The 13,915-nt window shown below is 42.4% G+C and carries 14 protein-coding genes; 9 read left to right on the forward strand and 5 right to left on the reverse strand.

Translation table 11 applies throughout. From position 1 onward, the window contains the following. Positions 1–38 precede the first annotated feature (38 nt). The 3 genes from ppk1 to pncA form a co-directional block, all read right to left on the reverse strand. The gene (ppk1, locus tag KVY11_RS08480; RefSeq protein ID WP_218288653.1) at positions 39–2,102 is read right to left on the reverse strand and encodes a polyphosphate kinase 1; all 2,064 of its coding nucleotides are present in this window, start codon (positions 2,100–2,102) and stop codon (positions 39–41) included. Between the two features lie 145 nt (positions 2,103–2,247). Continuing rightward, positions 2,248–3,222 (reverse strand): bile acid:sodium symporter family protein, encoded by a 975-nt coding sequence (locus KVY11_RS08485; protein WP_218288654.1) that lies wholly within the window; start codon positions 3,220–3,222, stop codon positions 2,248–2,250. Positions 3,223–3,292: 70 nt separating this feature from the next. Then, positions 3,293–3,931: a bifunctional nicotinamidase/pyrazinamidase gene (gene pncA / locus KVY11_RS08490; RefSeq protein ID WP_218288655.1), complete on the reverse strand. Its 639-nt coding sequence runs from the start codon at positions 3,929–3,931 to the stop codon at positions 3,293–3,295. Positions 3,932–4,529: 598 nt separating this feature from the next. On the opposite strand from pncA, the gene dapA reads away from it, so the two are divergent. The 8 genes from dapA to KVY11_RS08530 all read left to right on the forward strand — a co-directional run bounded on the left by dapA (position 4,530) and on the right by KVY11_RS08530 (position 11,205). Beyond that, a complete protein-coding gene (dapA, locus tag KVY11_RS08495) occupies positions 4,530–5,429 on the forward strand; it encodes a 4-hydroxy-tetrahydrodipicolinate synthase (RefSeq protein WP_039890664.1) in 900 nt (299 codons plus the stop codon). A 13-nt stretch (positions 5,430–5,442) separates the two neighbouring features. After that, positions 5,443–6,051: a lipoprotein-34 precursor (NlpB) gene (locus tag KVY11_RS08500; RefSeq protein WP_168158759.1), complete on the forward strand. Its 609-nt coding sequence runs from the start codon at positions 5,443–5,445 to the stop codon at positions 6,049–6,051. A 36-nt stretch (positions 6,052–6,087) separates the two neighbouring features. Then, positions 6,088–6,807: a phosphoribosylaminoimidazolesuccinocarboxamide synthase gene (purC, locus tag KVY11_RS08505; protein WP_004691818.1), complete on the forward strand. Its 720-nt coding sequence runs from the start codon at positions 6,088–6,090 to the stop codon at positions 6,805–6,807. Positions 6,808–7,049: 242 nt separating this feature from the next. Continuing rightward, on the forward strand, positions 7,050–7,706 hold the full coding sequence (locus KVY11_RS08510; protein ID WP_159152755.1) for a YrbL family protein: 657 nt from the start codon (positions 7,050–7,052) through the stop codon (positions 7,704–7,706). Positions 7,707–8,150: 444 nt separating this feature from the next. Beyond that, the gene (locus KVY11_RS08515; RefSeq protein WP_218288656.1) at positions 8,151–8,936 is read left to right on the forward strand and encodes an ABC transporter substrate-binding protein; all 786 of its coding nucleotides are present in this window, start codon (positions 8,151–8,153) and stop codon (positions 8,934–8,936) included. 84 nt (positions 8,937–9,020) lie between these two features. Beyond that, on the forward strand, positions 9,021–9,710 hold the full coding sequence (locus KVY11_RS08520; protein ID WP_004691820.1) for an ABC transporter permease: 690 nt from the start codon (positions 9,021–9,023) through the stop codon (positions 9,708–9,710). Further along, complete coding sequence (locus KVY11_RS08525) at positions 9,707–10,420, forward strand: ABC transporter permease (RefSeq protein WP_004691821.1); 714 nt, start codon at positions 9,707–9,709, stop codon at positions 10,418–10,420. The genes KVY11_RS08520 and KVY11_RS08525 overlap by 4 nt, the downstream gene beginning before the upstream one ends. Before the next feature lie 8 nt (positions 10,421–10,428). Then, on the forward strand, positions 10,429–11,205 hold the full coding sequence (locus tag KVY11_RS08530) for an ABC transporter ATP-binding protein (protein WP_218288657.1): 777 nt from the start codon (positions 10,429–10,431) through the stop codon (positions 11,203–11,205). Positions 11,206–11,363: 158 nt separating this feature from the next. On the opposite strand, the gene KVY11_RS08535 is transcribed toward KVY11_RS08530, so the two are convergent. Further along, a complete protein-coding gene (locus KVY11_RS08535; protein WP_228254617.1) occupies positions 11,364–11,831 on the reverse strand; it encodes an Lrp/AsnC family transcriptional regulator in 468 nt (155 codons plus the stop codon). 86 nt (positions 11,832–11,917) lie between these two features. Between KVY11_RS08535 and KVY11_RS08540 the strand changes: the two genes are divergently transcribed. Then, positions 11,918–12,538, forward strand: a complete 621-nt coding sequence (locus KVY11_RS08540) for a LysE family translocator (RefSeq protein ID WP_218288658.1) — start codon at positions 11,918–11,920, stop codon at positions 12,536–12,538. Positions 12,539–12,636: 98 nt separating this feature from the next. Here the strand turns inward: KVY11_RS08540 and KVY11_RS08545 are convergent, their stop codons facing one another. Beyond that, on the reverse strand, positions 12,637–13,914 hold the full coding sequence (locus tag KVY11_RS08545; protein ID WP_168158763.1) for a replication-associated recombination protein A: 1,278 nt from the start codon (positions 13,912–13,914) through the stop codon (positions 12,637–12,639). Position 13,915 lies beyond the last annotated feature (1 nt).

Here is a 13,915-nt window from a genome sequence, read left to right on the forward strand (position 1 = left end):
AAAAGCCTGACATATGTCAGGCTTTTTTATGGCAATTGTTAAATTTTAAGTTGCTTCTGCGCAATCAAATGTTGCTGCGCACTATACCTTTGCTCTGGATCGGTACAGGCCACTTTAAGCCAATGACCATCGGCTTGTAGCTCCCAAGCATTCAAACAATCATTTAAGTAACTGATTAATCCGTCTTTATAAATCTGCTTTTTCAAAACGCGATCTAATATTGGAAAGCAGGTTTCAACACGCGAAAATAAATTACGTCCCATCCAGTCTGCGCTGGCACAGTACAGCTTTTTCTCACCGCCATGCTCAAAACAATACACACGGGTATGTTCCAGAAAACGGCCCACAATCGAACGCACACGAATATTCTCAGACATACCTTGGACCTGTGGAATCAAACAGCAGATCGAACGGATAACCAGATCAACCTGTACCCCCGCTTGTGACGCACGATACAGTGCAGCAATTAACTGAGGCTCTGTCAAAGCATTGACTTTGATGATGATACGCGCCTTTTGACCGACTTGCGCAAACTGAATTTCTTGCTCAATCAGTTTTAAAAGTTCACTGTGTAACGTAAAAGGCGCATGTAACAACGCCTTCAACTTGGCCATTTTGCCCATCCCCGTCAGTTCTTGGAACATACGGTGTACATCTTCACAAATATCAGGTTGTGTGGTCATCAACCCATAATCTGTATACATACGCGCATTACCCGCATGATAATTGCCTGTGCCCAGATGGGCATAACGGACCAACTGAGCATTTTCACGGCGTACGATCAAAATCATTTTGGCATGGGTTTTATAACCAACAATGCCATACACCACCACCGCTCCAGCTTCTTGCAAAATATTGGCCACGGTAATGTTCGACTCTTCATCAAAACGCGCACGCAACTCAATCACGGCTGTGACTTCCTTGCCATTTCGTGCTGCTTCTGCCAAGACCTGTACAATTTCCGAGTCAGGTCCACTGCGGTAGAGCGTTTGTTTAATTGCCAGCACATTTGGGTCTTTCGCTGCTTCTTTTAATAAACCAATCACAGGCTGAAAAGAATCAAAAGGATGATGCAGCAACACATCCTGTGCTTTTAAGGTATCAAAGGTACTTTTTTGTTTACGCAAAATTTTGGGAATAACGGGAATAAAAACTGGATGCTTTAATTCAGGTCGGTCACAACTGGTACTGAGACGTGAAAGATTGATTGGCCCATCAATGCGATAAAGCTCCTGCTCAGTTAAATCAAATTCCTTGAGCAAATAATCAATCACCGCTTCGGGACAGTCATCTTCGATTTCTAAACGCACCGCACGACCAAAACGGCGTGAAGACAGCTCATCTTTGAGTGCAACCGCCAAATCATCAACATCTTCCGACAAAATCAGATCGGCATTACGCGTCACACGAAAAGCATAACAACCTGTGGCTTTCATCCCCGGAAATAGATCACTGATGTGCTGCTGAATCATTGCGGTTAAAAAAATCTGCGTGTCGATATTGCCTGCCACGTTTTTCGGCATCTGAATTAAACGCGGTAATGAGCGCGGTGCAGGGACTATCGCCATCTCAATGCTCCGTCCAAAAGCATCTTTACCTTGTAAACTCACAATGAAATTCAGACTTTTATTCACGAGGCGAGGAAAAGGGTGTGACGGATCTAAGCTGATGGGGGTCAAAACGGGTTGAATTTCTTTGGCAAAATATTCTGCAATCCACGCTTTATGTTTTTCTAAAATATCTTGGAACTGGATGAACTGAATACCTTGCGCTTGTAACTCAGGCAAAATCGAATGATTTAACACTTCAAACTGTTTTTTGACGGCACGATGAATGGATTGGGACAGGTCTTCTAATATCACTTCAGTGGGAACAGCATCAGGGGTTCGTGCTATCACATTCATATCGCGTTGTTTCATCAAGCCCGCAATACGAATTTCAAAAAACTCATCTAAATTACGTGAAAAAATAATTAAAAAAGTTAAACGCTCCAGCACTGGCAAACTCGGATCTAATGCTTGTGCTAAAACCCGCTGATGAAACTCAAATAACGATAGCTCTCGGTTAAAATACGTCGCCGATGAATGCTGAAAATTATCCATACCCTCTCAATGCTGTTTGCAACAGTCTGTTATGAAGTGTTTGGCAGGGATGTTAGGTAGTCTTTATGACAGTTTAGTTACAACCTCATGCCAAATAGAAAATTCATCCTGACTTTATGCTTAAAGCTGCAACAGCGTACAGTATTCAAACCGACATATGTTCCTTTTCACTTTTTTCCTTGGCTGTAGCGTCTGCTTTCGCGGCCCAATAGCTGGCTATAATTGGCCCTGAAATGTTATGCCACAAACTAAAGATTGCGCTGGGTACCGCCGTAATTGGCGAAGCGGCAAAATGCACAGCAGCCAAAGCCACGCCTAGTCCTGAGTTTTGCATACCGACCTCAATCGAGACCGCTTTACAGTCTGCATGTGGCAAGTGAAACATTCGTGCTGCTCCAAAGCCAAGTAAATAACCAATCGCGTTATGTAACGCCACCACAGCTAAAATCAATAAGCCTGATTCTAAAATTTGTGCTTTTGAGCCGCCAATAATCGCTGCCACAATCAGCACAATTGCGACCACTGAAATTAAGGGCATCACCAAAATATAACTTTCGACTTTATGTTTCAGCACGGCGCGTATCACCAGCCCTAAAATAATCGGGAACAGAACCACCTGTAAAATTGAACTCAGCATCGACCATGCATTAATTTCAATCCATTGGCTGGCCAACAGATAGAAAATCGCGGGAGTCAGAACAGGTGCCAATAAGGTCGATACCGTAGTACATGCGACAGACGAAGCAGTATTGCCTTTCGCCATATAAGTAATCACATTGGATGCCGTGCCACCCGGACAGCAACCCACCAAAATCACCCCGATCGCAATTTCAGTCGGCAAGCGAAACAATAAACACAACAGATAAGCCACGCTTGGCATCACCACAAACTGAGCCACTACCCCAATTGCAACCGCTTTAGGGCTTTGCATCACCCCTTTAAAATCATCCAATGTCATGGTCATGCCCATACCAAACATGATTAGACCCAACATCCACGTGATATAAGCTTTCATCCAAACAAAAGTTTCAGGGCTCAGGAGCGCAATGCCTGCAAATAACACCACCCACAGGGCAAAGGTTTTTTGAATCCAAGCGGTAAATTTTAAAAAAGTGCCCATGACCTTTCCCTACTGCATGTTTTTATAATATCGATATTGGTGATTGAGGTGAGCCGATTGGATCAGCGCATCAATTCTCGGCATATTGTTGCACAATATCTTTGCAATACAGACGTTTCACACCATGGGCCAGCATCTCTTGCCATGCATGTTGTAAAGAGCCGTGTAAATCAATGCCTTTGGTCGCATCGGCAATCACATAGGTTTGAAAACCGAGTTTACAGGCATCTATTGCCGTCCATGCCACACAAAAGTCAGTTGCAATCCCAACAATAAACACGGTATCAATCCCACGCTCTCTTAAATAGCCTGCGAGTCCCGTCTGGGTTTTATGATCGGCTTCTAAAAAAGCAGAATAACTATCAATGTGCGCATGACATCCTTTACGAAGGATCAACTGCGCTTTGGCAAGGTCAAGATCGGGATGCAGTTCAGCATCCTGTGTGCCTTGTACACAGTGACGTGGCCAGAGTACTTGTGTGCCGTAGTCCAATTCAATGGTTTGAAAGGCTTGTTGATCGGGGTGATTGTCTGCAAAAGAAATATGATTTTCAGGATGCCAATCTTGAGTGAGTACAATAGTGTCAAAATAATCGCCAAGCTGATTAATTTTAGGAATAATTTGATCTGATCCTGCTACCGCCAAATTTCCACCAGGCGTAAAACCATTTTGTACATCCACCACAATCAATGCCATATTCTTCTGCATTCTTCTCTGTCCTTTTTGTTCTGCGCTCGAAGGCCAAGCTTAGCTTAATTTATAAAAACAGTATTCATCCTTGCGGGTCAAAATTAAATGACCGCAGCCTTGAGTGCAATGGGTATTGTGGCAAATTGAAGCGAAGATAGAATATAGAACAAAATACTGGGCATTGATCTATAACGTTAAAAGGACATGTCATCGCTGTTTAGAGAAAGTGTGTAAGCGTTAAAAGTGCTTCAATCCTGAACTTTATATCCAGATATTCAGTTTAATTGACTTCTAAGCCTCGATTGAGATGAAGAATCTCCTTTCTTTAAATACCTCAATCCATGGCCATAGGTTATGCAAAACGCCCTTTTCAGATGCAAAATGAAAAGCATTTCTTTGTCTACCATTTGAACAAGCTGTATTTTTGTAGCGAAAGATAAAGTTTTTATACACTTTGACTAAAGCATATTGTTCTTCATGTTGTGTTCGTTCATAATTTGCATAAGCATTATTCAATGCATCAGCGCTTTGAAAATGCTATAAATTAAAATACGCACCCATCCAATCTTATGTTTTTCTGGCCTAACTGGATGGACAAATAGGATATTTTTTTAAAATGACTCAGCAAGCACAGACCATCCAAGGCTCAATTGTCGCAATCGTCACCCCTATGTTTGAAGATGGCAGCGTAGATTGGAAGGGTCTAGAGAAGCTCGTTGAGTGGCACATCGCACAAGGCACAAATAGCATTGTTGCTGTCGGTACAACGGGTGAAGCGTCTACTCTAAGCATGAAAGAGCATACACAAGTGATTAAAGAAATCATTCGTGTCGCGAACAAACGCATCCCTATTATTGCGGGGACTGGCGCGAATTCAACGCGTGAAGCCATCGAGTTGACTAAAGAAGCCAAAGAACTCGGTGCAGATGCTGCTCTTCTGGTTACCCCTTATTATAATAAACCGACTCAAGAAGGCTTATATCAACACTATAAAGCTATTGCTGAAGCTGTTGATCTTCCTCAAATTCTGTATAACGTACCTGGTCGTACAGGTGTCGATATGGCGAATGAAACGGTCATTCGTTTGGCCGATATTCCTCAAATTGTGGGCATTAAAGATGCCACAGGTGATGTCCCTCGTGGCCAAGCACTGCTCGAAGGCCTTGCTGGCAAAGCGATGACCGTCTATTCAGGTGATGATGCAACGGCTTATCAACTGATTCTGTCGGGAGCAAAAGGTAATATTTCTGTGACTGCGAACGTTGCCCCAAAAGAAATGAGCGATGTTTGTGCGGCAGCACTGGCAGGCGAAGCTGAACAAGCTGAAAACCTAAATACCCAAGTTGCAAATTTACACGAAATTCTATTTTGCGAATCAAACCCAATTCCTGTGAAATGGGCACTTCATGAAATGGAGTTAATCGAAACGGGTATTCGTTTACCATTAACACCACTTGCAGAACAATATCGCACACCGCTCCGTGAAGCACTCACAACAGCGGGTGTCATTAAATAAAGAGCACATCAATATGCAGTTACGTTTAGGTCTTACTCTCGCACTTTCAGTTGTCAGTTTAGCGGGTTGTAGTTCCCTTGCAGTCAATAACGGTAGTTTGGACTATAAAGAAACAGCAACCTTAGAACCTCTTAAGTACCCTGAAGGCTCTATGGTTCGACCTGCAACGCCGTTGTATCCAGCTCCAACGGTTGAAGCACTCGCTCTTGAACACGCGCCTATACTTGAAAACAAGCGCGGAAACCGTTTTGCAATGCCGCGCCCTCAAGCTGCTCAAGTCATGTCGAATGCAGAATCAACGGAAACAGTTGATACAGCTGTGAGCCGCCCTCAATTGATTATTGACGGAAATAAGAATCCGCTGCTCAAAATTGAGGGAAATTCTGCTACAATTTGGCAATATACGCTTGCCACCCTCAGCAGCCTCAACCATCAAATTGTTGGTCAAAGCAAAAATGGTTATGAAGCAACCATTAAAATCGATCAACAGGTCTATGTGTTAAGACTAACCGCGGTCGGCAGCAGCAATAACCTCGCTGTGTTCAATGCCGATAACAGTTTTGCAGCGCCTGAAAAAGCCACAGAATTGTTAACCCAGATTTACCAAAATTGGCCAGCCTAGTCGTACTAGGCATTTTTTTTTGAAAAAGGTTCCCTCATGTTAAAACAAACCTTGCTCTATACTGGTAAAGCGAAATCTGTCTATGAAACAGACAGTGCAGACCACCTGATTTTAGTCTTTCGTGATGATGCTTCGGCATTCAATGGTGAAAAGATCGAACAACTAGATCGTAAAGGTAAGGTGAACAACCGTTTTAACGCCTTTATCATGGATAAATTGGCTGCGGCTGGCATTGAGACTCACTTTGAAAAACTTCTTTCTCCAACTGAAGTTCTAGTGAAAAAACTCAGCATGATCCCTGTTGAATGTGTAATTCGTAATTATGCAGCAGGTTCTTTATGCCGTCGCTTAGGTGTAGAAGAAGGTAAGGAATTAACCCCGCCGACTTTTGAATTATTTTTCAAAGATGATGCGCTTGGTGACCCAATGGTCAATGAGTCTCAAGCAATTGCTTTAGGTTGGGCAACTGCCGAGCAACTTGAGCAAATGAAAGTCCTCACTTACCAAGTAAACGAAGTGCTTAAAAACTTATTTGACCAAGGTGGCATGCTACTTGTGGACTTCAAACTTGAGTTTGGTGTATTCCACGACCGAATTGTTCTTGGTGATGAGTTCTCTCCAGACGGTTGTCGTCTATGGGACAAAGAAACCAAGAAAAAGCTCGACAAAGACCGTTTCCGCCAAGGTTTAGGCGGTGTGGTTGAAGCTTATGAAGAAGTTGCTGCACGTTTAGGTATCGACCTTTCTGATATCTAATCTGTTACAGATTCAAAAACCGAGCTTAATCGCTCGGTTTTTTTATGTTTCACATTTTAGATCAATGCCTTGTTATAACTGCAATACAAGCCTATAAGTTCTTTTTTAATCCCCCCTATACAACATAAATATTAAAGTTTCATGAAATTTTATTTATTTTTTTGTAAAATAGTCATTTCAATCACATGAAATGTCACATTTCTAATGATGCTTTTCTTGTATATCTCCTGATAGAAGGCCCTATGATTTATCAATTAGATGAACTGCAATGTATCGGACAAGGCTGTTCAAAAATGGTGTTTCAGCATCCTGAGGATGAAAACAAAATCATCAAAGTCATGAATCCAAATCGAGTGGATGAAGATGGTGGCTGGAAAGGACATGGCAAACTTAAACGTAGAATGTCGCAAGGCGTTTATCGCCAATTCCGCCGTGAATTATTGCAATATCTACAGCTATGTAAAAATCATTATAAAAATAATATCTTTAGCTTTCCTGTCGAAATGCCTTATGGTTTTGTGAAAACTTCTGTAGGCTTGGGTTTTGTGACTGAAAAAATTGTCTGCCCAAGTGGTGAAGGTATGACTTTATTTGAGTTATGCAAATCACATCAATTTGAGGAAAAACACGCCAAAGCTCTAGATGACTTTTTTCAGCTTTGCTGCGACTTACACATTATCTTCGGTGAGGTAAACATCGCAGGAATTATGTATACAGAGCAGCGAAATAATAAGCCCGAATTTGTCTTGGTCGATGGTATGGGTGAGAAATTATTTATTCCAATCCGGGCTATGAGCAAAAGAATTAATGCACATAATGTACGAAAAACTGAGCGAAAAATTCGCGCCCAAATGCAGCAAATGCTGAACTTAAAAGATGAGCTTCTTCCTCTAAGCTAATACCACTCCTTTAAGTTGCGTCATTCAAAAAGCCGAGCTTAAACGTTCGGTTTTTTTGTTTTCAGATCCAGTGCTATTGCAGTACTTCAGCTTACTTATAAGCTATTCAGCACTGAAAAATAGTCTTGTAAGACATTGATCCACTGTTAAAAAATCATCAATTCTGTACGCCATAGCGCACAAGACTTCAGGTATATTTCAACTATGTCTCACCTTCATTTTTTCATATGATAAAAACATATGAACAGGACGTTCTCAGATAAAAATTATTCCAACCGAAAAAATACCCTTATTTCCTCATCTCTCATGGCGACAAGATCCATCGATCCCCTAAGAGCCGAAAGCTGGTATAGATGTTGCTTTTATTCAAAAGTACTCAGTAGGGTAAGTTCTATCTTCGTCTTATTTCTTAGATTTGTTTTTTTACGGATGGCTATATTTAAAATGAAAAACTGGCAAAAAAAATTACTACTTTCCACTACATTCGTAGCCGTAGCACTGAGCAGTACTGTCCAAGCAAAAGAATGGAAAACCATTCGTTTTGGCACAGAATCCGCATATGCACCTTTTGAATATAAAACACCAGACAATAAGCTGGTCGGTTTTGACATCGACTTGGGCAATGCCATTTGTGCCAAATTAAAAGCCAAATGTGTATGGGTAGAAAACTCCTTTGATGGGATGATTCCTGCGCTCAAAGCGAAAAAGTTCGACGGTATTTTGTCTTCAATGACGGTTACTACGGATCGAGCAAAACAAATCGCCTTTAGTAATAAAATTTACAACACGCCTACCCGCATGGTTGCAAAGAAAGGCTCTCCTTTGCTCCCTACACCAACCTCTTTAAAAGGCAAACGTGTGGGTGTACAACAAGGCACCATTCAAGAAGGCTATGCAAAAGCCTATTGGGCGCCTAAGGGTGTAAATGTGATTCCTTATCCAAACCAAGACGTGCTTTACCAAGACATGGTTTCGGGACGTCTAGATGCAACATTACAAGATGCGATTATGGTCGATGCAGGTTTCCTAAAATCAGCGAAAGGCAAAGGCTTTGCTTTTGCAGGCAATAATGTGGTCGATGCCAAAACACTCGGTGTAGGTGCTGCAATCGGCTTACGTAAAGAAGATGTCGATCTTAAAAAGAATATTGATAAAGCGTTAGCTGAAATTATTGCCGACGGCACCTATAAGAAACTCGAGAAAAAATACTTCTCCTTCAGCATTTATTAATTTATAGGGTGTCGATTAAATACCGACACCCTATATATATTGCTGATTTATAAAATATTATATTTTTACTCGGAGAAACTGAGTATGTTTCTGTCTGGCTATGGTCCCGTATTACTCAGTGGCACTTGGATGACCATACAGCTTGCTTTGTTATCACTGGTACTTTCGATCATTATTGGATTGTTTGGGGCAAGTGCCAAACTTTCTCGTATTCAAATCTTACGTCATGTTGCAACCCTCTATACCACGCTCATTCGTAGTGTTCCTGATCTGGTGATCATGTTGTTGTTGTTCTATAGCCTGCAACTTGGATTGAACTCGATTACCGAATCGATTCATATGGAGCAGATTGACATCAATCCCTTTGTGGCAGGGGTGATTACCTTGGCCTTTATTTATGGCGCCTATTTTACTGAAACTTTCCGTGGCGCATTTCAAGCCGTCCCCAAAGGTCAACTTGAAGCTGCATATGCCTATGGCATGACCCCATTTCAAGTCTTCAGGCGTGTCCTCTTTCCACAAATGATGCGTTTTGCCTTACCAGGAATTGGCAATAACTGGCAAGTCCTGATTAAAGCCACCGCCTTGGTGTCCTTAATTGGTTTGACCGACATCGTCAAAATCACTCAGGATGCGGGTCGAAGCAGCATGCAAGTGTTCTATTTCAGTATCGTTGCAGCCGTCATTTATCTGGCCATTACCACCCTTTCGAATTTGATTCTCATGTGGCTAGAACGTCGTTATTCTGCTGGTGTGAAAAAGGGACAACTATGATTGAGATTATTCAACAATACTGGCAGTCCTACCTGTGGACCGATGGTTTTCAAATGACTGGAGTCGCCATGACCGCATGGTTATTGGTGCTTTCTATTGCAATTGGTTTTGTTCTGGCTGTGCCTTTGTCAATTGCTCGAGTTTCTGAGCATGCTTTTGTACGTGGACCTGTTTGGTTTTTTACTTATATTTTCCGTGGTACACCCTTATATGTGCAGCTACTGATTATTTATACTGGGATTTATAGTCTCGAATTTGTCCATGCCCATGAACGGCTCGATGAATTCTTTAGAGAAGGGCTTAATTGCACCATTTTAGCGTTTGCACTCAATACAGCAGCTTATACCACTGAAATTTTTGCAGGAGCGATACGTTCGATTCCCTACGGCGAAATTGAGGCTGCAAAAGCTTTTGGAATGTCGCCTTGGAAACGCTATACCCGCATTATTATTCCGTCGATGCTACGTCGAGCATTGCCGTTTTATGGTAATGAAGTCATTTTGATGCTGCACGCAACCACCATTGCCTTCACTGCAACCGTGCCTGATATTCTCAAAATTGCACGAGATGTCAATGCTGCCACTTATGCCACATTTGATGCCTTTGGCATTGCCGCTGTGCTATATGCCTGTCTGGCATTTATCCTCATTTGGATCTTTCGTAAATTGGAACAACGCTGGTTGGCGTTTTTAAAACCATCGAATCATTAGGAGAAACAATGGAAAATTCAGCAAAACTGGTGATTCGAGACCTTTGTAAAAGTTTTGGCGATCATGAAGTCTTAAAAGGGGTTTCCCTTGAGGCACATGCAGGTGATGTGATTAGCATTATTGGTTCCTCGGGTTCGGGTAAAAGTACCTTTCTTCGTTGCATCAATTTTCTAGAGCAACCGAGCCAAGGCAGCATTCAGCTCAATGGTGAACATTTAGAGACCACTTTAGATAAAAATGGTGATCTCAAAGCGACAAACTCTAAACAACTGCAAAAAATGCGTACCCAACTGATGATGGTCTTTCAACATTTCAATTTATGGTCGCATATGACGGTATTAGAAAATATTATTGAAGGACCCATTCATGTCTTGGGGCTAAAGCGGAGTGAGGCGGAAGAGCGTGCACGAAAATATTTAAGAAAAGTTGGGCTTACTGAAAGTGTCGAAAAGAAATATCCGTCTTTTTTGTCAGGAGGACAACAACAGCGTGTTGCAATTGCCCGTGCCTTAGCGATGGAACCTGAAGTGATGTTGTTTGATGAACCGACCAGTGCTCTAGACCCTGAACTGGTGGGTGAGGTGTTGAAAGTGATGCAAAGTTTGGCTGAAGAAGGCCGAACCATGATTGTGGTCACCCATGAAATGGGCTTCGCACGCCATGTGTCCAACCATGTCATTTTCTTAGATCAAGGCAAAATTGAAGAACAAGGTAATCCAAAAGAAGTTTTGATTCACCCTAAAAGTGAACGCCTGCAACAGTTTTTAGAGGGTAACTTTAAATAATTGAATAGCTTTCAAGAGCTTGTCTCAGCAATGATTCAACATTCAATGCTCTGTTGAAAAGATAAAGCGCCTCGTTTGATCTGATTCCGCGAAACTATATGCATTCAGATAAAAAACCGAGCAGTTTCGCTCGGTTTTTTAACTTCCCACCTAAGCATTTATAGATTGGTGTATCGATTTTTAGTGGTATCCATCACCAAAAAACTGGTGATCGAGCTAATGGATGGAATCGTTCCCAAAACATCAGTATGAAACTTTTTATAAGACTTGATGTCTGCCACTTCAACCCTGAGTAAATACTCGACCGAGCCTGTAATGGTATGACACTCTGTGACTTCATCCGTTGCAGTGATCACATCCTCAAACTGACTCAAGCTTTCTTTTGAGTGACAAGACAGCCCAATAGTCACATAAACCGTTAAACCAACACCCAAAAGCGAACGGTCAATCACGGCTTTATAGCCTCGGATCACACCAATTCTTTCTAACTCTTGCACGCGTCGTAAACAGGCCGATGGTGACAAACCCACGCGTTCTGCCAGTTTAATATTGGTTAAATGTGCATCGCGCTCAAGTTCACACAATATTTTTCGGTCTAATCGATCTAATTCAATCATTTGTTGCATAAAACTCAGTATTAACGATCAATATACAACCAAATTGTGATAAATCAACAATAAAATGATACTTATTTGATTACTCCATCCCCTTTATGAACGCTTCACTGTTTGTCTCTTATCTGCTGTTCTGTGTCGTAATGACCTGCACCCCTGGGCCCAATAATGCACTGGTCATGCTGTCTGGTGCACGATTTGGTATCCGTAAAACTCTACCTCTGGTTTTAGGTATTGCCTTTGGTGTGGCTGTGCAACTCTTCGCCATTGGCATCGGGTTAAATCAGGTGTTTCTGGCCCTGCCCCAGCTCCAAATTATTTTAAGTTTAATCGGCACAGCTTATATTCTGTGGCTCGCATGGAAAATTGCGTCCAGTGGGCCACTCAACATCGAATTAGAACAAAAACCATCGATGGGTTTTCTACAAGGGGCTCTTTTTCAGTGGGTCAATCCCAAAGCGTGGATGATCTCCATCAGCACCATTGCCACTTATTTTGCTTTAAACCATCATGTCAGTGATATTATTTATGCGGCCCTGATTTTAATGGTGGTTTCCATTCCATGTGTCGGGGTTTGGGCTGTCGGTGGTCTTTTTTTACGCAAATATCTGATGAAACCGCGCTTTGCCTTGAGCTTTAACATCACGATGGCAATCACCTTATTAGCCGCGGTGCTACCTGCGGCATTAAAATTGATGAATACGCACATCGGAACATAAAAACGCTACAGTGCTTAAAGAAAAAACTGCTCAATGAATGTGACTAAATCCTAAGCCCCAAAAACAAAAAAGCCTGATTTGTGCATCAGGCTTTTTTACTACTGCTGCTGTTGCTGTTCTTGTTGCCAACGGCGCTGCTGTAAACGCTCACCTTCAACCTCACGCTTATTGCGTGCCGACTCATACAGCTTGGCGCCTTTGAGCTCAGGGGGTAAATATTCTTGCATCACAAAATGCTCTGGATAGTTGTGCGGATATAAGTAGTCGACGCCATAGCCCTGCTCTTTCATCAACTTGGTCGGTGCATTTCTTAAATGCAGCGGCACAGGTAAATTCGCTGTTTTCTCGGCCAAATCCAACGCTTTGTTGATCGCAAGATAAGTACTGTTACTTTTGGCACTGGTCGCCAAATACACCGCACACTGCCCAAGAATAATTCGACACTCTGGCATACCCACCGCTTGAACAGAACGGAAGCATTCTCCAGCAAGCAGCAGTGCATTGGGGTTTGAGTTACCAATGTCCTCAGAGGCTGCAATCAACATCCGACGGGCAATAAAAACAGGATCTTCACCGCCTTTGAGCATACGTGCCATCCAATACAAAGTAGCATCAGGATCACTCCCTCGAATCGACTTAATAAAAGCCGATACCAAATCATAATGCTGCTCACCCGATTTGTCATAACGGGCGATATTTTGCTGTGCAACTTTGACCACTATTGCATTGGTCACGATATTTTCAACGTCAGGTTCGAAGGTGCCTGCAATCAGTTCAATTAAATTCAAGGCTTTGCGGGCATCACCTGCGGCAAACTGCACCAGTGCTTCAAATTCTTCAATCTGAATGTAACGCTCTTTTAAAAACGGATCGTTCTTAATCGCTTGCAGTAATAAAGTTTGAATCGCATCGGCATCGAGCGCATTTAAGGTATAGACCTGACAACGCGACAACAATGCACTGTTGACTTCAAAAGAAGGATTTTCGGTGGTGGCACCAATGAGGGTAATTTTGCCTTTCTCCACAGCATTCAGTAGGGCATCTTGCTGCGATTTGTTAAAGCGATGAATTTCATCAATAAACACCACAGGTGGCATTAAATCTCCGCCATCAGCAATGATCTCACGGAGCTCTTTGACCCCCGTATTAAGTGCAGATAAGCTGACAAAAGGTCGGTCGATCGCTTGTGCCAACAGTAAAGCAATCGTGGTTTTCCCCACGCCTGGCGGCCCCCAAAAAATGATCGATGGCAAATGCCCTTGATCGATCATTTGGCGGAGCGGTGCCTGCTCACCCAATAAGTGATCCTGCCCAATAATTTCAGATAAATCACGCGGGCGTAAACGTTCAGGCAGTGGAATATTGCTATCGGACATA

Origin of the sequence: Acinetobacter sp. CWB-G5, from assembly GCF_019209785.1 — a bacterium.
GTDB classification, from domain to species: Bacteria; Pseudomonadota; Gammaproteobacteria; order Pseudomonadales; family Moraxellaceae; genus Acinetobacter; species Acinetobacter johnsonii.